The organism is Psychrobacter sp. MF31, assembly GCF_012847335.1.
Taxonomy (GTDB): domain Bacteria; phylum Pseudomonadota; class Gammaproteobacteria; order Pseudomonadales; family Moraxellaceae; genus Psychrobacter.
The window spans coordinates 38,049-63,168 of record NZ_JABBDX010000004.1 but is presented as its reverse complement, the minus strand read 5'-3'; the positions used below and the strand labels follow the sequence as shown (position 1 = coordinate 63,168).

The window sequence follows — 25,120 nt, the reverse complement described above, 5'->3', positions numbered from 1 at the left end:
GGCAGCTTAATGATTCAAGGCGTTACTTGCTTGTTTAACATCGGCCGCAAATCCTGTCCAAAGTAAAAAGCTGAGTGCCGCTTGAGCTAACAGCATGCCAAAGCCGTCAGAGGTTGCCGCGCCTTTACTCTCAAAATGAGTCAAAAACGGCAAGCTTTTACCATACATCATGTCGTAAGCCGCGCCGCAAGTTAGATCGTCTGACAGCGGCAATTTGTCACCGGTAAGACCAATGGAGGTGGCATTAATAATAATGTCAAAATCACCCGTTAACGCGCTAGTTTCGCAAGATCGAATGTCGGCAGCGCTGATTGCCGCGTTATTTTCGCGCAACTCATCAATCAATGCTTGAGCTTTGCTTGGCGTTCGATTGGCAAGGGTAATGCTCGCGGCTCCGGCGTTAATGAGCGGTAAAATTGCCCCACGAGCCGCGCCGCCTGCGCCAATAATCGCAATATTTGCCCCCAACAGTTGCCAATCCATACTTAACATATGATTGACCAACCCTTGACCGTCCGTGTTGTCGCCGATCAAAACGTCATTTTCATAATAAAGGGTATTGACTGCCCCTGCCGCTGCGGCATTACTTGACAATTGACCGTTTTTTTGGCAATACTCAAACGCCATTTGCTTAAACGGTACGGTGACATTTGCGCCAATACCGCCGCCATTAAAAAACGCTTCAATCACCGCAATAAAGCTTGCGTCATCGTTTGGGCAAAGTTGCCGAGCGTAGCGAATATCAAGCCCTGCTTGCATCGCGAACGCTTGGTGAATCTGTGGGGATTTACTGTGGGCGATCGGATTGCCAATCACCATAAAATGAGCGGTCATAACTGAGCCTTATAAAATCTGCGATGGCTCATCATAATCAATCTGAGGCTTTTTAACAAACTGGCTTTAACTATCTTGCTTTAACCCATTGGCAGTAACAAATTTGCTCAATCCTTGATGACTATCTGTAACCTAAACGCTAGTCAAGGGCATTAGGGTTCGGTAAACTGGCAGAGGGATGTTGCCCTTGTTTTTTTATTTTTCATCGTTGATATCGAGACTTACGCCCATGTGGAACCCGCAATTAAAATCCCTCGCGATTGGTTTGAGCGCCGCCGCCGCGCTTTTGATTTCGGCTTGTGATAACAGCAAACAAAGCGTCATCGAGGAGGTCGCATCCGACATCAAAGGCGACCCAAAAGCGGCAACTGATGACAGCGCGACCGACAAAACCGCAACTGAAAATACTGCCGATGCTCAAAGTGAGGTCACAACCGACGCCGTTCCGGTAAGCTATGACGTCAGCCGCTGGTCGAATGAAGCGGTCAGCCCCATCACACTCAATGACTTGGACGACATCAAAGCAACCCTTGGCAAAGTCGTCACCACCGATGACAATAGCCTTGATTATGCCAGCAACATCGCTACCAAATACCGCTTTATGAATGATGACGCGCCGTACTTGGACTTGATTGACTCGGACAAATATTTAGAAGTGGGTTGGTATTTTGCCAACCCAAGCGACTCGGATAAAGAAAAAGAGATCAGCAAATCACACGCCAAGCACGCCTATACCTTAGCGCGAAAGCTGATGGGCGAGGATGGCGGTCGCACGGTTGCCGATATTTTGGGCGGTCAAGTGATTAAAAATAAAGTCATCGGCGGTCAAAAAATCGAATTGGCAAAATGCGAATTTTACAGCTGTATGATGGTTTTAAATAAATCGGCAGGGTAACAATCGCAAAGGCTGACAATCATGGCAACGCTGATTTATCCAAATAGCGCTCCCGACCAAATCACCCTAGACAACCGCGCTTTGGCTTATGGCGATGGTTTTTTTACCACGATGGGCGTCATAACTGGCAAAATTTTATGGGAAAGCTACCATCAATCGCGGTTAATCAATCATGCCTTGGCATTGCAATTTGATTTGCCTATTTATAAATTTTGGGGAAAAGTTAATGATGCTGCCAAAAATTTGGGTGAGGGCATCATTAAACTTATCGTTCACCGCGATGCCCAAAATGTCCAAGCCGTTCGTGGTTATGGGTTTAGCGCCAATGACCAAGGTCGCGCTTGTCAAGTTTGGCTTAAAGTAACCAAAGCTAGTATTGCGACCGATAGTTACTGGCAGTTAAGTCAAAATATCAAGATTCCCATTCAGCCTTTTGGCGAGGCGATTTGCTTAACCGCTCAGCTTGCGCAATTGCCAAAGCCGCTAGCTGGAGTCAAAAGTTTAAACTGCTTGGACAATGTGATGGCGGCAGGCGAGTTGCAAGCTTTGAAAGTCAATCAGCCGCAGCTTAGTGAAGGCTTGGTTCGTGACCTAACTGGCAATTGGGTTGAAGGGGTGATGAGCAATATGTTTTATCAACTTAAAAATGATAAACGCGACTTAAATAACAACTATTTTTCGGGGCAATGGTTGACGCCGCCGATTGAGCATTCCGGCGTTGATGGGGTCATGCGCCGCGTCATTATTGATAAAAGCCAAAAAATGGGTCAGCCAATGATTATCCGAAAGCTTCAAGATGAAGATTTGCCACGACTGTCAAAACTGTTGTTTTGTAATGCCGTTCGCGGGGTGATGCCGATAGACAAACTTTGGTTATCACAGGATGCGGCGGTTGATTTAGTCCAATTTTAACCGTTCACTTAACTCACAATCCGCCATTAAATCGGCAGCTTTGGCGCTTGGTGCTGATAATTTCCATTGAAAAGCGGCGCGTTCAGTGCTAAATTCTAGCAAACTTCTGCCTTTTGAGTGGCCATGACCAATCCGACAAACCGTCCCGACCCGAAAGACAATGCCCCTGATTCTTCTTCTAAGCCGTCGCCAGAAGATCCTAAAGCCCATCCAAAGCGTGACAATGGCGCCCCTGAGGATTTTTTAATCAGCGGCGAGGGCAAAAAGCGACAGTATAAAAAAGACAACCCGTCCTTTTTTATGCAGCGCGGTTATCAGGTGTTGCTCGTGGCAGGACTGATTGCCGCGTTTTTACTGGTGATTATTTACCAGACGCTGTTTGGGCGCATCACTCAGCCTGAAAAAATGGTGACGATTGATGAAGGTCAGACCTATTATGGCTTGCTGCCGCAGTGGCAATCGGTGCCGCTGTTTTCGACCACTATTGCCAAATTGTATATCAAGTCGCAGGTTGACGCGCCGCTTCATGCCGGAACGTATAAGTTGCCTGAGAACCCAACGATCGCAGAAGCGCTGCAAGTGCTCGCTCAAGGCGCCAAAGCTGCCGTTGTCAAAGTGCAAATCGTTGAAGGCAAAACCGCCAATGACTTGTATCAAACGCTCAGAGACAATGACGCCATCAAAAAAGAAGTTTTGGTCGATGGCGCGGACAATGCCAGTATTGCCCGAGCGCTTGGCATGGATGACGCGCTGCCAGAATCGGTCAAATCAAGCCCCGATTTTATCGTTAATCACAACCTTGAGGGCTGGTTTGCTCCCGATACTTATTATTATGGCGCAGGAACGACCGACAAACAGATTTTGACCGACCTTTATAAGCGCCAAAAAGCGGCTCTTGATAAGGCTTGGCAAAGCCGATCGCCTAACTTGCCGTATCAGTCGCCTTATGAAGCGCTGATTATGGCGTCGATCATCGAAAAAGAAACCAGCGTGAGCGAGGAGCGACCACTGGTGTCCGCTGTATTTAACAACCGCTTGAAAAAAAGCATGCGACTGCAAACCGATCCGACCATTATTTATGGTATGGGAGCGCGCTATGAGGGCAACATTCGCCGCCGTGATATTGATGAAGTGACAAGCTACAATACCTATCAAATCGACGGCTTACCGCCAACGCCAATTGCGCTACCGTCGGCTGCGTCCATTGAAGCGACCTTGCATCCCGCAAAAAGCGATGCGCTTTACTTTGTGGCAACCGGTCATGGCGGTCACAAATTTACCAGCTCGCTAAGCGAGCATAACCAAGCGGTCAAAGATTATCTTGGCGTGATGCGCGATAAAAAGGCGCAACAAAAACAAGCCGACGCCACTCAGCCGTAACCTGATCGTTTGCTAAACCCCCAAATAAAAGTGGTAACATCACCATGAGTCAGCCCAACTATCCTGCCCGATTTATCAGCTTTGAGGGTACCGAAGGCGTCGGGAAAACCACCGCCATCAAAGCACTTGCGGCAAAATTTGACGCTTTGGGAATTGATTATATCCAAACTCGTGAACCCGGTGGCAGCCCCTTTGCTGAAAAGTTGCGAGCGCTGCTACTAGACCCTGCCACCCAAATCAATGACGATACCGAATTGCTGCTCATGTTTGCCGCTCGCAGTGACCATTTGCAATCGGTGATTCTACCGGCGCTCAATCAAAATCAATGGGTAATTTGCGACCGTTTTGTCGACTCAACCACCGCTTATCAAGGTTTTGGTCGTGGTTTTGGGGATAAAAAAATCTTGGATAAAATTGCTCAGCTCACCGAAAATTTTGTGCCAAAACTGCCTGATTTGACGCTTTGGCTTGATTTACCGGTAGATTTAGGCATGGCGCGAGCGGATAAGCGCAGTAAAGCCGACCGCTTTGAGCAAGAGCGGCAAGACTTTTTTAATCGCGTTTATGAGGGTTTTGCAACGTTAGCAAACCATGAGCCGCGATTTTGCCGAATTGATGCTCAAGGTGAGAGTGATGAGGTCGCTTTAAAAATTTGGCAAGCCGTTCAATCAAGGCTTTTTGCCAATTCTAATTAATGCTTAATTAATGCGGCTTTCAAAATACTCTAAATTCATTTACGAATAAAGCCATTTACAAGTTGTTGCTCAGATCCATCTCTTTGCGTTTAACGGGCGCTTTGACCTGCTCATCAAATTTGGCATCAGCCGCCGCCCTTGCTTGTTCTTGTTTTGCCGTCACATCAACGGGCTTTGGCTGAACCTCATCATCAACGACCAAAGCGACCAATTTACAATCCATCGGGATTTGGTTGTCAAATTTATCCGTAATGACGTTTAGCTTGCCCTCTTTATCAATGGTATAAAGCGGCACAAATTGCTTATTATCGGCTTTATATTGCGCAAAGCTATAGCTGTCGGTGAGGTTGGTGATTTTAATTCGCGCCTTTTTTGACAACATGCTGGCAAGCTTGGTATAAGTCACATCTTTGCCAAACAGCCAGTTGGATTGAAAGCTGCGCTGCTTATCATCGCGCTCATTTTTGACTTTTTCATCACTAAATTTGAGCCGGAAAATCTTTTGTTCGCCAAATTCGTGACGGTAATAAATTTCAGATAAGGTGTTCAGCTCGCGGTCGGTGCTCATCGCAAATAAGCGCCCAATGCCAATCAAATCCAAATGATGCGAGGCGTGCTCGGATACTGGATTGCCAAAATAGGTTCGAAGGCCACTCATTCGTGCGCGAGCAATGTTGGTGTAGTTGTTATGAGCAACGATAACATCAAAGCCTTGGTCTTTTAAGGATGTAGCAACCAGCAGCGCGACAGGGTTTGAGCCGACAATCAAAATGCCGTTGGTGGCAGGTTCGCGGACGCCAAGCAGTTTGGCAACTGATTTTGCGCCCAAGCCTTGAATCATGACCGTGCCGATAATCACCATAAATACCAACGGCACAAGCAGATCAACGCCTGCGATATCATACTCTTGCAAGCGAATGGCAAACAAGGATGAAATCGCAGCCGCCACAATCCCGCGCGGTCCAATCCAACTGATCATCAGTTTTTCGCTGGTTTTTAAGGTGGAGCCGATCGAGGACACCCAAACCGACAGTGGGCGGGCAACAAACATAATAATGGCAAGTAACACCAAGCCTTTAATCCCAACGCTTAATAAGCTGTTAAGCTCAACACGGGCGGCAAGGACGATAAACAACACGGAAACTAATAGTAAGGTGAGCGATTCGTTAAACTCTAAAATGGTATCGCGTGGGAACTTTGGCCAATTGGCAAGCGCAATCCCAAGAACCGTGACCGTCAACAGCCCTGATTCATGCTCTAAATGGTTGGAAATCGAAAACAATACAAGAACGTAAGCTAAAGTAAAAACGTTGCGCAAAAACTCCGGAACCATATTTCGGCGCATCAAAAACGCCAAAAAATAAGCGCCAAGCAGCCCAAGAATGCTGGCTAAGATAACAATTTTGGCAAATAACAATAGGCTATTGCCTTGACCGCCTGAAATGATATATTCATAAACTAACACCACCGCAATCGCGCCGATGGGATCGATGATGATGCCTTCCCACTTTAAAATGTTGGCAATGGTTTTGTTGGGGCGAACGCTTTTAAGCAGCGGCACAATGACCGTAGGACCCGTGACGCAAACCAGTGAGCCAAACAGCAGCGCAATGATGGGATCAACATCAAATAAAAAATACGTGGCAAGCGCCACCACAGCGATGGTAATGAGCACCCCAACGGAAACGAGCATCCGAACAACGGTGCCATGCTGCTTGATTTCGTCAATCTCAAGGGTCAATGAGCCTTCAAATAAAATGATGGCAACCCCTAAAGAGATGAGCGGAAATAACAGCTCGCCAAGCAGCAAATCGGGGTCAAGATAGCCCAAAACTGGACCAATAAGGATGCCAATGACCAATAAAAATAAAATCGAGGGCTGTTTTAAATACCAAGCCAACCACTGAGCGGCAATGCCAATGCCAACAATGGCGGACAACAATAACGCCGTATCCATCGCTATCCCCTCAACTTGCCAAAGCCGTTGGTAAGGATTGGAACTACGGTCGTAGATAAAAACATAAACATCATCATTCGATAAGTATTGAGCCAATTATCATATCACGATTTTAAGCCCGTGTTTTAAGCGCTTTGTTTAGGTGATCCTCAGCCAAAATCAAGATCGCAGCTTAGCAATTTAGCTGATTAATAGGTGCATTTTGGCTTAAGAAGCCAATAGCCATCTTAAGCGCTTTGTTGCATAATAAGTGCATTGCGCCGTCATCAAAAACGCTGGTGATAGGGTTGAGCTCATTGATAATTCTGGGCAAAAAGGTCAGAAAACTTTGCGCCAATAAATCAATTCAGGTCAGCTTAATTAAAAAATTTGACTGGTGGCGGTATTGATGTTTTTATTTGTGATAAATAAAAGATAAAAGGGAAGTCCGATGCTAAAACAACCCGATAGTCATCCTAATTGCTCATTTTTACTGCAAAAATTGTCAAAAAATCTGCTGACGCAAGCGCTCAGCGTTGCCATTGCGACCGCAAGTGTTGGCGGTATGGTGGCGATCAGTACAGCGACTCAAGCGGCGGTGACGACCGCTGATTTTTCAGGATTGGTTCAGCAGGTAACCCCAGGCGTTGCTCGGGTGAACGTCACCAAAACCGTCAGTGAAGCGGAGCTTGCCAACGCGCAAACGGCGGAGCTTTTGCGGCAGTTTTTTGGTGATCGCGTTCGTATTCCTGAGGCGCAAACCCCAGCGATTGAGCACGCTTATGGCACGGGGTTTTTTGTGACCAGTGATGGTTATATGCTCACCAATCATCACGTGGTGGAGGGCGCCGATAAAATCACAGTCACGTTAAATGACCGCACCGAGCTTGATGCCAAATTAATTGGCAGTGATGAGCGCTCAGATGTGGCGGTTTTAAAGGTGGCGGGAAACAAATTTCCGGCGCTACCGATTGGCGATTCCAACGCGCTTAAAGTCGGTGAGCCCGTATTGGCAATGGGGTCGCCATTTGGCTTTGATTATTCGGCGTCAGCGGGGATTGTAAGCGCCAAATCTCGAAGCTTTTCACGCGAAACGAGCGTGCCTTTTATCCAAACGGACGTTGCGCTCAATCCGGGCAACTCAGGGGGACCGTTATTTAATCAGCGCGGTCAAGTCGTTGGCATCAACTCGCGTATTTTTAGTGGCACTGGCGGCTATATGGGATTGTCGTTTTCCATCCCTATTGATGCGGCAATGGACATTTATGAGCAGCTAAAAACCACCGGTCAAGTGGCGCGGGCGTATCTTGGCATTTATCCGCAAGATATCGATCGCAACCTTGCCGAAGCTTACAAACTCTCCAAGCCCCAAGGCGCGCTACTCACCCGAGTTGCCCCTGATTCACCTGCGCAAAAAGCCGGTCTTAAAGCGGGCGACATTATCCTACAATACAATAACGTTAAAATCATCGAAGCTTCTGACTTATTAAACGCCATCAACCGCGCCCGAACCAATGACGCCTTTAAAATTCAGCTGCTTCGCGATGGTAAGACCATGATGGCAACAGGATCGCTCACCTCAGCGCCAAGTGATGTTCAAGCTGAAGGTCGCGACAACCTTAATAACGATGTCAGATTGGGGCTACGACTTCGCAATTTGACGCCCACTGAAAAAAGTGAAATCGCCAAAGATAACAAAACTGGCGTCTTAATCACCGCCGTTGATCCAACAGGGCTTGCGGCGCGATCAGGATTGATGACCGGCGACGTCATCACCAACATGCACCAAAAGAAAATCACCAACGTGACCGATTTTTCAAGCGCCATCTCCGCCTTACCTAAAAAAGGCGTGGTGACCATTGAAATTATCCGCCAAGGCATTCCGGCGATCATTGGCCTACGGATTGAATAAGGTTGGTATGGATCATAACGATAAGCAACAACAACGATGAATTACAAAATTTATTGGCAATAAAAATGTTCATCAATGAGCACTTATCGACAAATTAAAATATGCTACACTAGCAACGATTTTTTGTTTTTTTATGATGTTTAATTTATAAAACCGCTAACAATTTTAGTAAAGGCAAGGTTATGAGCACAGCATTTGACGATATCAAATCCCGACTTCAAGGCTCGATGGTGGCGCTGGTAACGCCGATGTTTCCTGACGGGAAGATTGATTTTGAGCGTCTGGCAAAGCTTATCGACTGGCAGATTGACCAAGGCACGCATTGCTTGGTTGCGGTTGGTACCACCGGCGAGTCGGCAACCTTGTCTATGCAAGAGCACAGCGAGGTGGTTCGCTATTTTGTCAAGCACGTCAACGGTCGCGTTCCGGTCATTGCTGGAACAGGCGCAAACAACACGGTTGAGGCGATCAAACTGACCCAAGACGCCCGCGATGCTGGTGCAGATTGTGCGCTCCTTGTTGCCCCTTACTACAACAAACCGCCACAAGAAGGCTTGTTTCAGCATTATAAAGCCATTGCTGAAGCCGTCGATTTGCCGCAAATGCTTTATAATGTTCCGGGTCGCACCATCGTGGACATCAGCCAAGAAACGGTTGAGCGCTTAGCTGATATTGACAATATCGTAGCAATTAAAGACGCGACGGGCTCATTGGCGCGCGGGGAACAACTCATTCAAGCGGTTGGCGACCGATTGGTCGTGCTATCGGGTGATGATGCCAGTGCGCTTGAGCTGATGAAATTTGGCGCTAAAGGCAACATTTCAGTGACCGCGAACGTCGCCCCAAATGCCATGAGTCAAACGTTTGCTGCAGCCCTAAATGGCGATTATGCCGCAGCGGCAAGCGCTCATGACGTGGTCAAGCATTTACATCAAGATTTGTTTATTGAATCAAGCCCCATTCCGGTCAAATATGCCCTTTATAAAATGGGATTGATTGATAAAGGCATCCGCTTACCGCTCGTTTGGCTTGCCGATGAGCACCAAGTGACCATTGACAATGCATTAGCTAAAGCCAACTTGCTGTAGTTAAAACTTTTGAGTGACTCCAAAGAGATACGATCATGAACAAACCATTTCTTGCCTTAACTGCTGTCATCATGAGCAGCACCATGCTATTGAGCGGCTGCCAGACGGTCAAAGGCTGGATTGCCAAGCGTGACAACGGTAGTCTTGATTATCAGTCAAGTAAAAAGCTTGCGCCGCTTGAGCTGCCTGCCAATCAAGAAACAGCGGCATTTGTGCCCTTATATCCGACGCCAAACGTTGGCGCAAATACGCTAAACTTGCAAAATGCTGCCAAAAAGCAATACCAATTGCCAAAACCTGAGCGCGCCGTTCGCTTAACTCAGACGCCATAGCGACTTTTGATGCGACATTCAAATCGCAATCTGACCGCGCGCCGTTTTGCTCGCGCGGCGCGTTGACCCAACTGCCAAACAGGACATGAATGATGCAAAGACAACAACTGCTGTATAAAGGAAAAGCAAAATCGGTTTATGACACCGAGGACAACGACTTTTTAATCCTGCATTTTCGTGATGACACCTCAGCGCTTGATGGCAAGCGCATTGAGCAATTGGCGCGAAAAGGCGTGGTCAATAACCGCTTTAACGCCTTTATCATGCAAAAGCTGGATGAAGCAGGGATTGAGACCCACTTTGAAAAGCAGTTATCAAGCGATGAAGTGTTGGTCAAGCGCTTAGAGATGATTCCGGTGGAGTGCGTCGTTCGCAACTTTGCTGCCGGAAGCCTTGTTCGCCGATTGGGACTTGAAGAAGGTCAGCCGCTTACTCCACCGACCTTTGAATTGTTTTATAAAGATGATGCTTTAGGTGATCCGATGGTCAATGAGTCGCTTGCCATCACTTTGGACTGGGCAACTGGGGAGCAGCTTGACACTATGAAAGCCATCAGCTTACAAGTCAATGACGTCCTAAAAGACTTGTTCGATAAAGGCGATCTGATCTTGGTTGACTTTAAGCTTGAGTTTGGCGTGTTTCATAACCGCATCGTATTAGGGGATGAGTTCTCGCCAGATGGCTGCCGAATTTGGGACAAAGCCACCAAGAAAAAGCTAGATAAAGACCGCTTCCGTCAGTCATTAGGTGACGTGATTGAAGGTTATGAAGAAGTTGCTGCCCGAATTGGCGTCCCGTTAGATTAAGCTTGATCGCTTTAATCTCAAAAACTGAGCTTAGTGCTCAGTTTTTTTTGGCTAAAATTTTAGGATCAAGCAAATTGTTAACATAGATTTACCAAGGTTGAGCCAATTTTGATCATTAAAAAAGCAGCGCTATGGTAAGTTAAAGGTTGAGATAAAAATAGACAACTATAAAATCGAGATCGTAAATAATGACCCATAAAAACTTAGTCTTACCGGCAACAGCACCAACTCAAGATAGTGTTTTGTTAAGTGAAAATGCTGCGCAATGCTTACCGCCCGATTGGTTTTTACGACCTACTTGCGTGGTGGCAAGCGACTTAATTGGCAAGATTATTTGCCGAAAAGTTAGTGATGATGCCGGCATCGAGCACGTTTTACGGATGCGAATCAGCGAAACCGAAGCTTATATTGGTGAAGGCGACGCGGCTTGCCATGCCCACGCTGGAACGCGAACGCCCCGAACCGAAATCATGTACCATGAAGGCGGCGTGATTTACGTTTATTTGACTTATGGCATCCACTTTATGCTCAATTTGGTCAGCGGCGCGGCAGAATCGCCAGAAGCGGTCTTAATCCGCGCCGGATTTTTTGTGGATGAGACAGGAAATAGGGATAATGACAATCCGGACTTTGATATCAAAAAGCTTTCAGGTCCCGGCAAATTAACCAAGCAGCTTGCCATTGATAAAAGCCTTTACGGCAAAGTGATCGCGCCTGAATCTGGGCTTTGGGTTGAAGATGACGGCAAAAAGCCGCCCATATCTTTGCGACCGCGAATTGGTATTGATTACGCAGGGGACGCCAAAGACTGGCTGCTGCGCTATATTTGGACGGATCATCCTTCGCTTTCAAAAAAATAACGGGGTTAATTTAAACTCATTTAAAAATTAAGACCACCAACTGATCAATAAGGAAATCACAATGATTAAGCTGACCGTGTTTATCCCTGAGGAAGCCTTAGAAAATGTAAAATCTGCTTTGTTTGCCGCAGGGGCAGGGAAAATTGGCAATTATGACCAGTGCTGCTGGCAAGTTAAAGGGACGGGGCAGTTTATGCCGTTAGCCGGAAGCTCGCCGCATATCGGCACAAAGCATCAGCTTGAAACGGTAACCGAGTGGCGGGTTGAGATGGTGGTTGCAAAAGATAACCTCAGCGCAGTGATTTTAGCATTAAAAGCGGCGCATCCTTATGAAACGCCGGCTTATGATGTGATCGAAATTGTTGATATTTAGTCTTTTTTGATATTGACGACATTATAGCTTGGATAGTCCAAATCGATTTTATAATTTTGACCGCCGCGATTGGCTTTCACGCGAATGGTGCGATCGCCTTTTTTATAGCGAACATCGCGGACTTGATAGCCCATGCTGCTGACGCGGTTGGCAGCGGTTTGTTCAATGGCAGGGCGGTAAATGTCTTTGTCAATTGAGTTGATGGTTTTTTTATGCTTTTTATAAAGCTTGCTGTCTTTATAAATGTCCTCATAAATATCACCGTAAGCATTGTAGCCGCCAGGCGTAGTCATACAGCCGGTGACGCCGCCTAAAGTGATTGCAATCAGTCCTGCAACTATGCTTGATTTTAACAGTGAGGGGTTCATTAATTATTTCTCCTAAAGCCATCAATAAAAAAAGGTCAAATAAACCAAGGACTGATTTATTCGACCAGCGGCGTCAAGTGAGCGACGCCAAAGGGTGAGGGCAACATTACACTGCCCGAAGGTGTTGCGCTAAGCGATCACAACTAGCCAAAAGTCAAGCGCTTAGCTTTGAATGCTACTTAAAACCATCGACTAATCTTTTTCGATTTTAATCACGTTTAAATTGGGATAGCCCAAGATAATATCATAATCCTGACCGCCTTTTTTGGCCTCAATCTCAAACACACCGCGATTGTTTTTTTCATCAATATCGATGTCTTTAACCTGATAGCCCATGGACGTCACCTTACGGATGGCGCTCTTTTTGATGGCAGGGTAACGTGCTTCTTTTTTGATATTGTCTTCAATATCATTGCCATAGTAATTTTGCTTATGATTAACGTTTTGATAATTCCCGCTATGATACTTTTTTTTGTCCTGCCAAACGGTTGACCACTGTTTTTGGCTGGAGCTGATCAGTTTAAGACCAGGGTAGGTGTATTTAAGCTCATACGGCAGATTGTTCTTTTTCGCAAAAACAACGACAGCCGGAGTGCCGCGCTGATTGATCGCTTGAATGTCCATCACTTGATAGCCGCTGCGGTTTAAATCTTTGCGTAGCTTTTGGGCAAGCGTATGAAAGTTGCCATCGCGATAAATGGCTTGGTTGCTGTTGTAATTGGTCGCCATCGCTGAGCTGCTAAGCGTTGCCCCAACTGCACTGACCATCATGATCGAGAGCGCGGCTGCTTTGCAATATTGCGATAAAATCGCCATTTTTTCCTCCTTTTTAGGTTGATCTTAGTTCGTATCAATAAATCATCTTGAAATAATTTCTTACAATCCTATGGTAATCACCAAAGCTTTAGGTTAAGTGTCGATTTGGTTAAAAAGATGTAACCAAAAAAGGCGCTTAGGTAATTTTGGAAATGATTTAAAAACTAAGTTTGGAGGAAAATTTGATATGAGAATTGAATTATATGTTTTTAGACAAGCTATAGATCAGATTTGAAAATTATAAGAAATAAACAATACTTCTTTATTTACGAAATTGCTTTATTTTTTAATCAAAGTTAAAAAAATGAATATTAGAACAATTGTAAATTATGGTTTATATCAAATTATCAAAATTATTATTCATAATTTTATTGATTAAATATTTGTTTATACTAAATTTTTATATAAAAATATAAATGAATAAATAACGATAAAAAATATTTCTATATAAACAACCTAATTTTATAGCAAACAATTATTTGCAAAAAATAATTTTGAAAGTTACAATATGTAATTATAGCTTTCTATTAGGATAATCGTATGAAACGATTGTTGATTCTAGGTGTGATGTCATGTTCAGTATTGATGCTCTCAGGCTGCGGCGATACCGGCGAGCGAATGGTAAAAGCTGCCGCAAAAGCTATTGTCGAAGAAGATAATAAAAAAGATGAAGCAGCCGCTAACAATTCTAATGCCGCGCCGCCTCAGCAAGAATTGGTTTACAACACAGCGCCAAGCGCTCAGCCGCAAGAAGAGTATGTGACTTACGAGCCGCCAAGCGCTCCAAGTCAGGATAATTCAGGTTACGCCAATCCTGAGGCGCTGCCACCAAAGCCGGCACCTGCACCCCAAGCAAGATCAGGGCTGACCGAAACGGTCGTTCGCTATCGCGCCAGCGTTTTGACGCAATATGGCGGCAAAGTGTTGGTGCGGCAATCGCCATCTAAGAACGCTAAAAAGCTTGGGTTTTTATATGATCAAGAAGAAGTTTGGGTCATTGGCGAGACCAATAAATGTGAAGTGATCAATAGAATCGATGGCTGCTGGGTCAAGGTGATGGACTCGCAAAGCTTGGTTGGTTATAGCTTCGGTGGTTATTTGCAGTATTGATAAAGCGAGACACCGATGAGAGGTTCTAATGATCGCCGCGGCAGGTTTGCCAGCTTTTTTGTGGGCATTGGCTTTTGCTTGATTGGCATTTTTATGCTGATTTATATCAGTAAAGATATGATTGTTGAGGCAATTAAAGAGTCGGCTGATAGTGACCACAATCAAACGTCTGAGCAGACGTTGCCCATTGAGTCTAATGATGGCGCTGTGGTGCAAAACTCAAATGAGCCTGCCTTACAAGACTTAGATCCGCCAACTAATGGCGCAATGCCGCCATCCACGGGTCAAGATCAAGACCGTAGCATTGCGCTACCGCCACGAGGTCAGCTTGCCGAAGTTCACGGTCAAGGCGGTCGTGCTCATTTAAGATCGATCCCAAATCAATATACCAATAAAGATGAGCTTGTCCATCAAAACGCTTATCCTGCCTTAATGACGCTGATCAGCGCCGCCAAACAAGACGGCATTGAGTTATCGATCGTTTCTGCCTACCGATCGTATGACCATCAGCGCCGAATTTGGGAAAATAAATGGGGCGATGTCTCCGATACCGATACGCAAAAAGCGCGCAATATATTACGTTATTCGTCCTTTCCAGGAACCAGTCGCCACCACTGGGGCTCTGATATCGACTTTAATAGTGTTGCGCTTGATTATTGGCGCAGCGCAACCGGTCGCAACATTCACCGCTGGCTGACAACCAACGCCCCTAAATTTGGGTTTTGCCAAGTTTATGCGTCAGGGCGTAATAAAGGCTATTCCGATGAACCGTGGCATTGGTCACATATGCCAACAGCAAGTTATTATTATAGCCAAATCTCATCGCCACAAGTCTTACAAACCGCGCTATCACAGCCGTTAAAAGGCGCCTCAGCCGTTCGGCAAATTCCTGATCATATGATGGGCTATATCACAGGCGTGAGCGGCTGCCGCGTCAGTGCTCAACCTGCGATCCCAAATCGAGTCGTCACCGCAGCAGCACCACAAAAACATAACCGCAAGCCGCAGCAACCGTTAAATAATGATGCTTTTAACGAGGTGCATTTAGAAGCTGTCAATAACGTTCAAGGTTCTCATAATAAGCAAAATAATATCCCAAAGCCTGATTTACCCCCTGATACAGTCGTCGAAAGTCCTCCCAGTGTGCCGCAATCATCACTAGGCGAAACAACGAATGGCAAAAGTATTCAAATACGTACAGATAAAGGTGGGGTTGCTATGATTACAAATGCGCCTACACCTAATCCTGAGTAAATAAATTAAATCGTGTAAGCAAAAGCTTACAAGTAATGTCGTTCACGCGACTTAACAAGGGGGCAACAATTTGCGATTATAGCTTCACGGCATGAGGGATTGTGACCCAAGGATTGGGATTTTCCGTATTAAGGATAAACATTTAAAAGCTGGCATCAGGATGATTAACGCTTTTAAAGTATGGACACAACCTTCAAGTGATAAGCAATAGAGCAAGTCACTTTATGCAAATCGGGCAGGATGCCTGATATCAACACAAAATAAGCTGCAAGGATGCCGCTAAATTGTGAAGATAATATCACGGATGATAGACGACAAAACCGCAAAGTCAGCAATGAGTTTGCGGTTTTGTCGTTTTTTAAGGCGCTAAATTTTTTCTTAATTACTGATTTGCCTTACTTGCCGATTGATTTTAATAAATCAGCCCATAATAAAAAACTGCACCAAAATGATGCAGTTTTTGACTTTTGATGAATAACAATAAAGTGTTATTTCTCAAAAATTGATGGATTAATAGTCGTTTTCGCGGCGCCAATCATCAACTTCACGCTCGGCTTCATCTTTTGCACGACCATAGCGTTCTTGAACACGACCGACCAATTTGTCGCGGCTGCCTTCGATATGGGTTAAATCATCATCAGTTAGGTCAGCCCATTTTTGTTTTACAGTACCTTTTAACTGGTTCCACTCACCTTTTAGGGTATGTTCGTTCATTATCATTATCCTTATTATAGTTATGGCGCGCCTTATTGGCTAAATCGCACATTTTTTAAGGCGGCTTTTGGTTATTTATTAAGTCATCATTGATTGATCACCACAGAAAGCGCGCTGCTTGCTGCTGATAACCACTATAGTCAGAATCGATTTTGTTGTCTGTATAACCAATGTTTAGAGTGTTATTCAATCATAATTTTTCTAATGACTTTGTTAAATAAGCCTTTGTTATGTGAACAAAACGCGCAGTTTGTAATAAGGTTAAGTAACTTTCTTTAAATTAAACTGCTATCATTTTTGGCGAGCAACGTCGGCTTGTAAATTTTCAGGCAAGTTTAAAACGCTCAACTCACTACTTTTTAACTGCTCAGGACGGGCAACAACCAAGGCTTTAAAGCCGCTATCTTCGGCAATCGCATTCACAATTTGCACATGATCGAGCTTATCACCGGCATTTGGCAGCTCACCATTACCTGAAACCAAATGCAAAAAGGCTTTGGGCGCTGATTTAAAATAAATTCGCGCGATGACCTCTTGCCCCAAATAGCAGCCTTTGTCGTAGTCCATGCCGCCGCGTTGATGCAGCCTGAGCTCTTGTGGTTGAAACTCGCCTTGGGTAGCTTTAACGATCCAATAGTTGCCGCTGTCAATGCTGGCGCTCATCCACGACTGGCGCTCGCTGTCGCTATTATGGTCAGGGTTTTGGCTAAAGGTCGGTGTGCCATCTAACACGCAAGGGTAAACGTCAATGGGAGATTGGGCGGTAAATTTAGAAAACGCGCCAAATTTTTTGAGATGCACTTGCAAACTTGCCGCGCAATCTTGGGAAATTACCATGTCAAACTCGCGCTCGCCGCGGCGCTTCACCCAAATGCCAAAGTCGATGCGACCTTTTAAGTTACAAATGGCGGCAGCTTGGTAGTCAAGCCCCAGTTTGGTAACGTCGCAGGTGAGCTGACCTTGCAAAAATTTTTCGGCATCAACGCCTTCAAGACTGATTTGCACAAATTGCGGCAGTGATTGGGGGTGATTTATGGTGTCGGTGGTCATTTCAGGGTCCTTTTGCGTCATTTTTATTCTGGTTTTGGGTTGAGGTTTTAAACGTTGACCTTATTTTAAAACAGTAGCATAAAAAACGCGACACTGCTTTTGTCGGCGTAAATTGGTGAAAAAGGCGCAGTTGGGCTACAATAGGGTATAAATATTTAACCAAACAACAAGCGCGATGCTGCTTAATGAGGATATGATGAGCCTACCGAATTGTCCAAGCTGTGATGCCGATTATACTTACGAAGATGGGGCGCTTCTTGTTTGCCCGATGTGCGCTCATGAATGGACGCAAGCGGAGTCGGAGGCGGCCGCCACAGATGGTGACGCGGTGATCCGTGATGCCGTGGGTAACGAATTGCAAGATGGTGATGCGGTGACCGTGATTAAAGATTTAAAGGTCAAAGGCTCATCAACATCCATTAAAGTTGGTACTAAAGTTAAAAGTATCCGCTTGCTTCCGGATGCGACCGACGGTCACGATATCGACTGCAAAATCGATGGCTTTGGCGCGATGAAGCTTAAATCATCAGTGGTAAAAAAAGCCTAAATTTATAGCCATAATATATTTAAAGCCACAATATAAGAGACAAGCGATGAGTACAAAAAACGAGCAGCTGTTTGCCCAAGCCCGAAAACATATCCCAGGTGGCGTGAACTCGCCGGTTCGCGCGTTTGCAGGCGTTGGCGGAACGCCAGTGTTTATCCATAAAGCGTCAGGCAGCAAGATGTTTGACACCGAGGACAATGCCTATATCGATTATGTGGGCTCTTGGGGACCAATGATTTTGGGACATTCGCACCCAAAAGTAATTGAGGCGGTCAAAAAAGCCGCGGAAGATGGGCTAAGCTTTGGCGCGCCAACGCCGTTTGAAACTACCGTTGCTGATAAGATTTGCGAGATTGTGCCAAGCGTTGAGATGGTTCGCATGACAAGCTCCGGCACTGAGTCGACCATGAGCGCAATTCGCTTGGCGCGCGGCTTCACTGGTCGTGATAAAATCGTTAAATTTGAAGGCTGCTATCACGGTCATTCAGACAGCTTGCTTGTCAAAGCAGGCTCAGGAATGCTTGATATTGGTGAGCCAACCTCAAAAGGCGTTCCGGCGGATTTTGCCAAACATACCATTACCTTACCTTATAATGACCCAAAAGCGCTCAAAGACTGCTTTGAAAAATGGGGTGATGAGCTTGCTTGCGTGATTGTTGAGCCGATCGCGGGCAATATGAACATGATTATGCCGACGCAAGAATTCCACGACATGCTGCGCAAGCTTTGCACGGATAACGGCGCGGTCTTGATTTTTGATGAAGTCATGACCGGATTTCGCGTCGGTCTTGGTGGCGCTCAGGCGCATTTTGGCATTGACCCTGATTTGACTTGCTTTGGTAAAATCATTGGCGCAGGGCTTCCGGTTGGCGCGTTTGGTGGCAAAAAAGACATCATGTCGTGCATCGCGCCTTTAGGCGGTGTTTACCAAGCAGGAACGTTATCGGGCAATCCTTTAGCCATGCGCGCAGGGATTGCGATGTTTGAAGATTTAACCGTCGATGGCTTTTATGATGAGTTAAGTCAAAAAACGAAAAAACTTATGGACGGCTTACAAGCAGCGGCTAAACATCATGGCATCCAATTGCGAACCAACCATTTGGGCGGGATGTTTGGGATGTTTTTTATGAAAGACGCCGACACGCCGACGCCTAAAAACTTTGATGACGTAACCCACTGCGATATCGAAGCGTTCACTACCTTTTTCCATGGCATGCTTGATCGCGGCATTTATCTTGCGCCGTCGGCTTATGAAGCAGGATTTATGTCGATTAAGCATTCCGATGACGATATTGACGCAACGATTCAAGCGGCGGATGCGGTCTTTGCAAAAATGGCAGCGGACAAAGCAAACGCTTAATAGTTAGTTGCTATTTAATAAAAACCAACGACTTAGCGTTGGTTTTTTTATGGCTGATTTGTTTTAAAAGAGCTATTTTTATGAGGGTGTTTTGGTTTTTTTATCCAGCTTTTTGTCTTTTAGGCTGATATTTCCGGTAAGAACGTCGTAAAACATGCGTAAATCGCTTTGAAAGCTTTGTAGCGGATATTTAAAAGTGGCAGGTTTGTTTTTTTCAAAGAAAAAATGCCCCGCCCAAGCGCAAGCGTAACCTGCGGTAATACCTTTAATTAACGGCTTAACCGAGCGCTTTTGCAAGGAGCGCGCTGCCCCCAAAACGCCAAAGCTGCTTCCTAAAAAATGCAGCCGCCGGCAAGCCATGTTTTGATGCTCGCCCAAATAAAACTCATAAAATTGAGATTGATTTGTTGGGGTGTTAACTGGTTTTGTAAATGTTTTTTCGTTTTGGTTTGCATTTTTTTTAAGTTCTACTTTATCGGTATTGTTTAAGGTCGTCATGGCACGCTCCTTGGCTTTGACGTCGGTTAAAAGCGGATCATCTTGGCGAGTTATTCACGCTAACAAATTGCTAGCACCGCTGCAATCCATCAAGGCTGACCCCAGCGTTTTTGATGCTAAAAGCGTTGATAAAAAAACTCGACAATTTCAGCACGGTTTTATATTGAATCGGGGTAATATTAATGCTTTAATGGCGACATTTTTGCGCTAGGCGACCGGTGACAGCTGGTGTATAGTGCTGATAACTCTTTTGTGTGGTCATCTTATGCTCAATCATTACCTTATGAATCCGCCGCTTGCTGAAGATGAGCTGATGGCGGCAATCGATTTAGGTTCAAACAGCTTTCATTTAGCAATCGCGCGCCTTGATCATGGCGAGGTTCGCAAAATTGTCTCCATGTCCGAAAAGGTGCAACTGGCGGCTGGTCTTGATGAAAATAATGTGCTCAGTGAAGTGGCGCAAAAGCGCGGTCTTGATTGCTTAAGTCGTTTTGTGGCAAGGCTTGATGCCATTCCGGCAAACCGAATACGCATCGTGGCAACCAACGCTTTGCGACAAGCCACCAACTCGAATGATTTTATTCAGCAAGCCAATGCCATTTTGCCAAAGCCGATTGAAATCATCGCAGGTCGTGAGGAAGCGCGGCTGATTTATTTGGGCGTCTCCCACACCAACGCCAGTAGCGATAAGCGTTTGGTCATTGATATTGGCGGCGGCTCAACCGAGTTTATTATCGGTCAAGGTTTTGAGCCGATGCTCACCGAAAGCTTGCAAATGGGCTGCGTGGCGTTTACTCAGCGCTTTTTTGCGGACGGGGTGATGACCAAGTCGATTTTTAACAGTGCCAAGGCGGCAGCTCGAAAAAAGATTTTGGCGATCAATCAGCGCTATAAAAAAGCCGGTTGGAGCAGTGTCGTTGGCTCAAGTGGCACGATCAAAGCGGTTCAGCAGGTGCTGGTCAGCGAAGGCTGGGCGGATGATCAAGAGCGAATCACCTATGACGGCATCAAAAAGCTTGAAAAGCGCCTCATTGAAATCGGTCATGTGGACAACATTGAGCTTGAAGGCGTCAAAGAGCACCGAAAAGCAGTCTTTGCCGGTGGTGTTGCCATTTTAATGGCGGCAATGAAAGCGTTTGGTGTTGACACGTTAAGCTTCTCAGACGGCGCGCTTCGTGAAGGTGTGATGTACGATATGCTGGGTCGCTTTGCCAGTGAAGATGTCCGCGATAGGAGCGTTCAGGCGCTTATCAAACGCTATTCAGTCGATAAAAAACAAGCCAAACAAGTGGTCAAAACCGCTCAGCAATTATTTGATCAAGTTAAAAATGCGTTAACCCTCACCGATGAAGACGGCGATTTATTAAGACGCGCTGCCTTTTTACATGAGATTGGGCTTGCGATCGCCCATAGCGGCTACCATCGCCACAGCGCTTATTTGCTTGAATTTTCCGACATTCCGGGATTTTCGCAAGTCGATCAAAAACGCATGGCGCAGTTGGTGCTCAATCACCGCCATAAGCTCAAAGCCGATTTGCGCGAGCAAGTGATGTTGGTTGGCGGAGAAGCGTTGGTTTATCTTTGCTTAATTTTGCGCTTAGCCGTTTTAATTCAGCATAGCCGCAGTGAGCATACGCCGCCTAAAATTCAGCTGAGCATTTTGAATAACCATCCAAATCAATGGCAAATCAAAGTGATGGCAGCAAGCGATCATTATTCTTCTTTACTTGGCGATCTAAACGCTCAAATTGAGCAAGTTGCCAAATGGGGAATAACCTTGAGCATTGTTACGGCTTAAATAGCTTGTCGAAAAAGGCTTAGCGATCAAGTCACTAGCCATTATTACGCTCAAGGGATGCAAGCGTAACGTTTCGTTGTGCGACGATAACGGTTAATGAGTTTACAACTGTACTGCGATAAGGCAAAATAAGAGCAATTTTAATTAACGCCTCTTATCAATTGATAGCGCGACAAAAAGGATAGGTCTATGAGCACCGTTTGGGACAGCGTTCAGCTGGCACGCCATGCTAAGCGTCCATTATTTATGGACTATGTGAATCAGCTTTTTACTGAGTTTGACGAGTTGCATGGTGATCGCGCGTTTGCCGATGACAAAGCCATTTTAGGCGGTCTTGCGCGCATTGATGGCAAACCTGTTATGGTCGTCGGTCAGCACCGTGGTCGCAGCACCCGTGAGCGCATTGAGCACAACTTTGGCATGGCAAACCCTGAAGGCTACCGCAAAATCATCCGTCTTGCCAAAATGGCGGAGCGCTTTAACATTCCGGTCATGACCTTTGTCGATACCCAAGGCGCGTACCCTGGCGTTGGTGCTGAAGAGCGCGGTCAAGCGCAAGCGATTGCTGAAAGCATTGCGGTATTTTCAAGCCTTCGCGTGCCAATTATCGTGACCATCATCGGTGAGGGTGGTTCAGGCGGCGCGCTTGCCATTGGCGTTGGTGACAAGGTCAACATGCTAGAGAACAGCATTTATTCGGTGATCTCTCCTGAAGGCTGCGCGTCAATCCTTTGGAAAACTGCCGAAAAAGCGCAAGATGCCAGTGAAGCGCTCAAACTAAATGCCATTAATTTATACCAAATGGGACTGATTGACGCGGTCATCAATGAAGGCGAGGGCGCTCACGTTCATCCGCAGCCAGTGATGAACTCGTTAAAGGCATTGCTACTTGAGCAATTAGACGCTCTTGAAGACATGGACGCCGACGCGCGCTGTGAAAAACGCTATGAAAAGCTTAAAGCCTTTGACTCTGATGTGATGCTGCCTTGCTAATGGGTAAATAAATCTTGAGATGCTAAAAAACGTGCCACTGCGGCGCGTTTTTTTATGCCGCTTAAAACGTATAATGAGAGTGTAGTTCAACTTATTCACCATAAAAAGCTTTATCAGGAGCTATTTTGAGCGCTAGTGACAGCATTTGCCCTTATCCAATTCGTTCTGTTATTAATCAAGGCAGTGATGACATGCTTGCCGCCGCCCTTTTGCAGAGCGTTGAGCAACATTTTGATCAATTAAAAGGAAAAAAAGTCTGGCTGGCTTGCAGCGGCGGTCGTGACTCCTTAGTATTAGCGGCGATTTGCGCTCAGTTGTACCACCAAGGTCGATTGCCGTTTTTACCGCATTTATTGCACGTAAATCATCACTTGCAATCGGCAAGCGATGCTTGGGCAACTCACGTTCAAGATTGGGCGGCGGCTCAAAACTTATCTTGCCAAATATTAAGCGTTACCGTTAATGGCAATGATGAGCAAGCGGCAAGGCAGGCGCGGTATTCGGCAATGAGTACGGCAATTTGCCAAGATGACGTAATTATGCTTGCCCATCATAGCGACGACCAAGCAGAAACGCTGCTATTGCGATTGATCAATGGTGCAGGAGTAGCAGGGCTGTCAGCGATGCAGCCGTGGGGTAAGGTGAATAATCGCGGCGACTGCTATCATCTTTTTCGACCTTGGCTTGCCGTTCGCCGTGACACGATCAGCCATTTTGCTAAAGCCTTAAAGCTGCCTTATATCGATGACCCGACCAATTTATTAGGGGATAACGCTCGAAGTCATTTGCGCCAAAAGATTTTGCCAGAGCTTGCCGTTTTAAATCCCAAAGCCATCGCCAATATTGCCAAAAGCGCTACCTTACTTGGTGATGCCAAAGTCAGTCTTGAGTCGCAAATTGCGCAAAACTATCAGCATTGTCAACTTCCAGCGCTTGATTTTGCACCCATTCAACGCGCGCTTGATATTAACGCGATCCAATCATTGCCAAACGCTCAGCGCGGTCAATTGCTGCATTTTTGGTTGGGTCTTGATGAGCCGTTGCCGCCGCCAAAGCGCTTGGTCGATGACGTGTTAGCGCTTGCGTTACGGACGGACAATAACCACGAATCCAAAATTGAATGGCAAGCAAGCGAGCAAAGTTATTATATTTTTCGTTATCGCAACCACTTATTTCGGCTAAATCAAAATTTTTTCGCCAAGCTTCAACAGCCTATTGATCTAAAATTTTTTTACCCTAAATCATCAAATCAAGAAATGATGAGCTTTTTTGAAATAGCCAATTATCACTGGCAATTAGAACTATCAAAAGAAGGTCAGGATTATTTGCAAAATCAAGGCTTTGGTTTGGATGTTCGAGCGCTAGACCGTGATCAAAAACTAACCCTTGCGCCAAATGCCACCCCAAAATCGGGTAAAAAGCTGTTTCAAGCGCTTGGTATTCCGGTTTGGCTACGAAACACGCTTATTGTGGTCAGTTTAATTGACGTGAATCAGGTACTTATCCCTGTGATGCTTTGCTCGCTTTATCAACGTTGGTCGCTTTATGAGCTTGAAAAAGCGGAAAAAATAGCCTTTAGCACGATGCTTTCGGTGCGCTTTTCTCAGTACCAAGCGGATAATTAGTCAGCCAGACGTAGGTCAGTGTGCTAAACTTAATAGCATTTTACGCGCAGCTACGGATTTTTTAGTTTGCGCTGTCGTTAATTTAAAGGAATCCTTATGACCGCCATCGACCCTCAAGCCATCAAAAGCACCTTAGCTGATAAAACCATCAGCTTTATCGGCGGCGGAAATATGGCTCAGGCACTGATTTTTGGGCTGCTGGCATGTCAAATTGCGCCAAGCCAAATGACCGTTTCGGCACCCAGTGAGCAAACGCGCGCTTATTTTGCGAAAAAAGGACTAAAAACGTTCGATGCTAACACTAACCCAAAAGACGCGGTAACTGGCGCGGATGTGGTCGTATTAGCGGTCAAGCCACAAAAAATGGCAGGTGTGGTCAAAGACTTTGCCGAGGCGCTAACGGATCAGTTGGTTATCTCAGTAGCCGCAGGGATTTCGGTGGCATCGTTATCAAATATGCTTGGCGGCTACCAAAACATCATTCGGGTCATGCCAAATACGCCGTCTGCTATCCAAATGGGCGCCTCAGCCTTATTTGCTGCCGATAGCGTAAGCGCTGAGCAAAAGGCGCTTGCTGAAGCCGTAGTTGCCGCCTCGGGATTCACGCTTTGGGTAGATAGTGAGGTCAAAATGCACGCGGTCACGGCGGTTTCAGGATCAGCGCCGGCTTATGTGTTTTACGTCATTGAAGCCATGATTTCAGGCGGCGAGCAATTGGGGCTCAGCCATGACGAGGCGACCGCACTTGCCATGCAAACGGTTCTTGGCGCAGCAACGATGGCGTCTCAAAGTGATGAGTCGCCAAAGGAGCTTCGCCGCCGCGTCACCTCGCCAAATGGTACGACCCAAGCGGCGATTGAAACGATGCAATCGCGCCACGTTGGCGAGCATATCATCGAAGCCATGAAAGCTTGCAGCGCTCGCAGTCAAGCCTTAAGCCGCGAAAACGGCTAATAAACCAATA

25 protein-coding genes are annotated in these 25,120 nt (G+C 46.0%); 18 read left to right on the top strand and 7 right to left on the bottom strand.

What is annotated here, in order from left to right:
- Window positions 1-6 precede the first annotated feature (6 nt).
- Window positions 7-834 (bottom strand): shikimate dehydrogenase, encoded by an 828-nt coding sequence (gene aroE / locus HF322_RS06590; protein ID WP_169392622.1) that lies wholly within the window; start codon window positions 832-834, stop codon window positions 7-9.
- 229 nt (window positions 835-1,063) lie between these two features.
- On the opposite strand from aroE, the gene HF322_RS06585 reads away from it, so the two are divergent.
- The 4 genes from HF322_RS06585 (at window position 1,064) to tmk (ending at window position 4,716) form a co-directional block, all read left to right on the top strand.
- Window positions 1,064-1,729: a hypothetical protein gene (locus HF322_RS06585; protein WP_169392621.1), complete on the top strand. Its 666-nt coding sequence runs from the start codon at window positions 1,064-1,066 to the stop codon at window positions 1,727-1,729.
- A 21-nt stretch (window positions 1,730-1,750) separates the two neighbouring features.
- Window positions 1,751-2,641 (top strand): aminotransferase class IV, encoded by an 891-nt coding sequence (locus tag HF322_RS06580; RefSeq protein ID WP_169392620.1) that lies wholly within the window; start codon window positions 1,751-1,753, stop codon window positions 2,639-2,641.
- Window positions 2,642-2,764: 123 nt separating this feature from the next.
- A complete protein-coding gene (mltG, locus tag HF322_RS06575; RefSeq protein WP_169392619.1) occupies window positions 2,765-4,021 on the top strand; it encodes an endolytic transglycosylase MltG in 1,257 nt (418 codons plus the stop codon).
- Window positions 4,022-4,065: 44 nt separating this feature from the next.
- Complete coding sequence (gene tmk / locus HF322_RS06570; RefSeq protein ID WP_169392618.1) at window positions 4,066-4,716, top strand: dTMP kinase; 651 nt, start codon at window positions 4,066-4,068, stop codon at window positions 4,714-4,716.
- A gap of 55 nt (window positions 4,717-4,771) precedes the next feature.
- On the opposite strand, the gene HF322_RS06565 is transcribed toward tmk, so the two are convergent.
- The gene (locus HF322_RS06565) at window positions 4,772-6,673 is read right to left on the bottom strand and encodes a sodium:proton antiporter (RefSeq protein WP_169392617.1); all 1,902 of its coding nucleotides are present in this window, start codon (window positions 6,671-6,673) and stop codon (window positions 4,772-4,774) included.
- Between the two features lie 430 nt (window positions 6,674-7,103).
- Here HF322_RS06565 and HF322_RS06560 point away from each other — a divergent pair, with 430 nt between their 5' ends.
- The 6 genes from HF322_RS06560 to HF322_RS06535 all read left to right on the top strand — a co-directional run bounded on the left by HF322_RS06560 (window position 7,104) and on the right by HF322_RS06535 (window position 12,023).
- Window positions 7,104-8,564 (top strand): Do family serine endopeptidase, encoded by a 1,461-nt coding sequence (locus tag HF322_RS06560; protein ID WP_169392616.1) that lies wholly within the window; start codon window positions 7,104-7,106, stop codon window positions 8,562-8,564.
- 182 nt (window positions 8,565-8,746) lie between these two features.
- The gene (dapA, locus tag HF322_RS06555) at window positions 8,747-9,652 is read left to right on the top strand and encodes a 4-hydroxy-tetrahydrodipicolinate synthase (RefSeq protein WP_169392615.1); all 906 of its coding nucleotides are present in this window, start codon (window positions 8,747-8,749) and stop codon (window positions 9,650-9,652) included.
- Between the two features lie 35 nt (window positions 9,653-9,687).
- Entirely contained in the window at window positions 9,688-9,984 is a 297-nt protein-coding gene (locus tag HF322_RS06550; RefSeq protein WP_169392614.1) for a hypothetical protein, read from the top strand.
- Between the two features lie 92 nt (window positions 9,985-10,076).
- Window positions 10,077-10,790, top strand: a complete 714-nt coding sequence (gene purC / locus HF322_RS06545) for a phosphoribosylaminoimidazolesuccinocarboxamide synthase (RefSeq protein ID WP_169392613.1) — start codon at window positions 10,077-10,079, stop codon at window positions 10,788-10,790.
- A 188-nt stretch (window positions 10,791-10,978) separates the two neighbouring features.
- Window positions 10,979-11,650 (top strand): DNA-3-methyladenine glycosylase, encoded by a 672-nt coding sequence (locus HF322_RS06540; protein ID WP_169392612.1) that lies wholly within the window; start codon window positions 10,979-10,981, stop codon window positions 11,648-11,650.
- Between the two features lie 61 nt (window positions 11,651-11,711).
- Complete coding sequence (locus tag HF322_RS06535) at window positions 11,712-12,023, top strand: YqfO family protein (protein WP_169392611.1); 312 nt, start codon at window positions 11,712-11,714, stop codon at window positions 12,021-12,023.
- Here the strand turns inward: HF322_RS06535 and HF322_RS06530 are convergent.
- The gene (locus HF322_RS06530; RefSeq protein WP_169392610.1) at window positions 12,020-12,391 is read right to left on the bottom strand and encodes a hypothetical protein; all 372 of its coding nucleotides are present in this window, start codon (window positions 12,389-12,391) and stop codon (window positions 12,020-12,022) included. The genes HF322_RS06535 and HF322_RS06530 overlap by 4 nt on opposite strands.
- A 192-nt stretch (window positions 12,392-12,583) precedes the next feature.
- Window positions 12,584-13,207 (bottom strand): hypothetical protein, encoded by a 624-nt coding sequence (locus tag HF322_RS06525; protein ID WP_169392609.1) that lies wholly within the window; start codon window positions 13,205-13,207, stop codon window positions 12,584-12,586.
- A 540-nt stretch (window positions 13,208-13,747) separates the two neighbouring features.
- On the opposite strand from HF322_RS06525, the gene HF322_RS06520 reads away from it, so the two are divergent.
- Both HF322_RS06520 and HF322_RS06515 read left to right on the top strand, forming a co-directional pair.
- Window positions 13,748-14,317: an SH3 domain-containing protein gene (locus tag HF322_RS06520; protein WP_169392608.1), complete on the top strand. Its 570-nt coding sequence runs from the start codon at window positions 13,748-13,750 to the stop codon at window positions 14,315-14,317.
- A gap of 15 nt (window positions 14,318-14,332) precedes the next feature.
- Entirely contained in the window at window positions 14,333-15,571 is a 1,239-nt protein-coding gene (locus HF322_RS06515; RefSeq protein WP_169392607.1) for a M15 family metallopeptidase, read from the top strand.
- Window positions 15,572-16,081: 510 nt separating this feature from the next.
- On the opposite strand, the gene HF322_RS06510 is transcribed toward HF322_RS06515, so the two are convergent.
- Both HF322_RS06510 and HF322_RS06505 read right to left on the bottom strand, forming a co-directional pair.
- Complete coding sequence (locus HF322_RS06510; RefSeq protein ID WP_169392606.1) at window positions 16,082-16,285, bottom strand: CsbD family protein; 204 nt, start codon at window positions 16,283-16,285, stop codon at window positions 16,082-16,084.
- Window positions 16,286-16,576: 291 nt separating this feature from the next.
- Window positions 16,577-17,335 carry a folate-binding protein YgfZ gene (locus HF322_RS06505; RefSeq protein ID WP_169392605.1) on the bottom strand — a complete coding sequence of 253 codons (759 nt, stop codon included), beginning with the start codon at window positions 17,333-17,335 and terminating at the stop codon, window positions 16,577-16,579.
- A 196-nt stretch (window positions 17,336-17,531) separates the two neighbouring features.
- Between HF322_RS06505 and HF322_RS06500 the strand changes: the two genes are divergently transcribed.
- Entirely contained in the window at window positions 17,532-17,882 is a 351-nt protein-coding gene (locus tag HF322_RS06500) for a zinc ribbon domain-containing protein YjdM (RefSeq protein ID WP_169392604.1), read from the top strand.
- Window positions 17,883-17,928: 46 nt separating this feature from the next.
- A complete protein-coding gene (gene hemL, locus HF322_RS06495; protein ID WP_169392603.1) occupies window positions 17,929-19,242 on the top strand; it encodes a glutamate-1-semialdehyde 2,1-aminomutase in 1,314 nt (437 codons plus the stop codon).
- A gap of 78 nt (window positions 19,243-19,320) precedes the next feature.
- Here the strand turns inward: hemL and HF322_RS06490 are convergent, their stop codons facing one another.
- A complete protein-coding gene (locus tag HF322_RS06490) occupies window positions 19,321-19,740 on the bottom strand; it encodes a DUF962 domain-containing protein (protein ID WP_169392602.1) in 420 nt (139 codons plus the stop codon).
- A gap of 283 nt (window positions 19,741-20,023) precedes the next feature.
- Here HF322_RS06490 and ppx point away from each other — a divergent pair, with 283 nt between their 5' ends.
- The 4 genes from ppx to proC all read left to right on the top strand — a co-directional run bounded on the left by ppx (window position 20,024) and on the right by proC (window position 25,110).
- Entirely contained in the window at window positions 20,024-21,538 is a 1,515-nt protein-coding gene (ppx, locus tag HF322_RS06485) for an exopolyphosphatase (protein WP_169392799.1), read from the top strand.
- A 189-nt stretch (window positions 21,539-21,727) separates the two neighbouring features.
- Window positions 21,728-22,531 carry an acetyl-CoA carboxylase carboxyltransferase subunit alpha gene (locus tag HF322_RS06480; protein WP_169392601.1) on the top strand — a complete coding sequence of 268 codons (804 nt, stop codon included), beginning with the start codon at window positions 21,728-21,730 and terminating at the stop codon, window positions 22,529-22,531.
- Between the two features lie 125 nt (window positions 22,532-22,656).
- A complete protein-coding gene (gene tilS / locus HF322_RS06475; RefSeq protein ID WP_169392600.1) occupies window positions 22,657-24,156 on the top strand; it encodes a tRNA lysidine(34) synthetase TilS in 1,500 nt (499 codons plus the stop codon).
- 96 nt (window positions 24,157-24,252) lie between these two features.
- Window positions 24,253-25,110 (top strand): pyrroline-5-carboxylate reductase, encoded by an 858-nt coding sequence (gene proC / locus HF322_RS06470; protein ID WP_169392599.1) that lies wholly within the window; start codon window positions 24,253-24,255, stop codon window positions 25,108-25,110.
- The last annotated feature ends 10 nt before the right edge of the window (window positions 25,111-25,120 follow it).

Bases quoted from the DNA above. Each gene is read 5' to 3' on its own strand.
- aroE (WP_169392622.1), bottom strand. From the start codon at position 834: ATGACCGCTCATTTTATGGTGATTGGCAATCCGATCGCCCACAGTAAA.
- HF322_RS06585 (WP_169392621.1), top strand. From the start codon at position 1,064: ATGTGGAACCCGCAATTAAAATCCCTCGCGATTGGTTTGAGCGCCGCC.
- HF322_RS06580 (WP_169392620.1), top strand. From the start codon at position 1,751: ATGGCAACGCTGATTTATCCAAATAGCGCTCCCGACCAAATCACCCTA.
- mltG (WP_169392619.1), top strand. From the start codon at position 2,765: ATGACCAATCCGACAAACCGTCCCGACCCGAAAGACAATGCCCCTGAT.
- tmk (WP_169392618.1), top strand. From the start codon at position 4,066: ATGAGTCAGCCCAACTATCCTGCCCGATTTATCAGCTTTGAGGGTACC.
- HF322_RS06565 (WP_169392617.1), bottom strand. From the start codon at position 6,673: ATGGATACGGCGTTATTGTTGTCCGCCATTGTTGGCATTGGCATTGCC.
- HF322_RS06560 (WP_169392616.1), top strand. From the start codon at position 7,104: ATGCTAAAACAACCCGATAGTCATCCTAATTGCTCATTTTTACTGCAA.
- dapA (WP_169392615.1), top strand. From the start codon at position 8,747: ATGAGCACAGCATTTGACGATATCAAATCCCGACTTCAAGGCTCGATG.
- HF322_RS06550 (WP_169392614.1), top strand. From the start codon at position 9,688: ATGAACAAACCATTTCTTGCCTTAACTGCTGTCATCATGAGCAGCACC.
- purC (WP_169392613.1), top strand. From the start codon at position 10,077: ATGCAAAGACAACAACTGCTGTATAAAGGAAAAGCAAAATCGGTTTAT.
- HF322_RS06540 (WP_169392612.1), top strand. From the start codon at position 10,979: ATGACCCATAAAAACTTAGTCTTACCGGCAACAGCACCAACTCAAGAT.
- HF322_RS06535 (WP_169392611.1), top strand. From the start codon at position 11,712: ATGATTAAGCTGACCGTGTTTATCCCTGAGGAAGCCTTAGAAAATGTA.
- HF322_RS06530 (WP_169392610.1), bottom strand. From the start codon at position 12,391: ATGAACCCCTCACTGTTAAAATCAAGCATAGTTGCAGGACTGATTGCA.
- HF322_RS06525 (WP_169392609.1), bottom strand. From the start codon at position 13,207: ATGGCGATTTTATCGCAATATTGCAAAGCAGCCGCGCTCTCGATCATG.
- HF322_RS06520 (WP_169392608.1), top strand. From the start codon at position 13,748: ATGAAACGATTGTTGATTCTAGGTGTGATGTCATGTTCAGTATTGATG.
- HF322_RS06515 (WP_169392607.1), top strand. From the start codon at position 14,333: ATGAGAGGTTCTAATGATCGCCGCGGCAGGTTTGCCAGCTTTTTTGTG.
- HF322_RS06510 (WP_169392606.1), bottom strand. From the start codon at position 16,285: ATGAACGAACATACCCTAAAAGGTGAGTGGAACCAGTTAAAAGGTACT.
- HF322_RS06505 (WP_169392605.1), bottom strand. From the start codon at position 17,335: ATGACCACCGACACCATAAATCACCCCCAATCACTGCCGCAATTTGTG.
- HF322_RS06500 (WP_169392604.1), top strand. From the start codon at position 17,532: ATGAGCCTACCGAATTGTCCAAGCTGTGATGCCGATTATACTTACGAA.
- hemL (WP_169392603.1), top strand. From the start codon at position 17,929: ATGAGTACAAAAAACGAGCAGCTGTTTGCCCAAGCCCGAAAACATATC.
- HF322_RS06490 (WP_169392602.1), bottom strand. From the start codon at position 19,740: ATGACGACCTTAAACAATACCGATAAAGTAGAACTTAAAAAAAATGCA.
- ppx (WP_169392799.1), top strand. From the start codon at position 20,024: ATGAATCCGCCGCTTGCTGAAGATGAGCTGATGGCGGCAATCGATTTA.
- HF322_RS06480 (WP_169392601.1), top strand. From the start codon at position 21,728: ATGAGCACCGTTTGGGACAGCGTTCAGCTGGCACGCCATGCTAAGCGT.
- proC (WP_169392599.1), top strand. From the start codon at position 24,253: ATGACCGCCATCGACCCTCAAGCCATCAAAAGCACCTTAGCTGATAAA.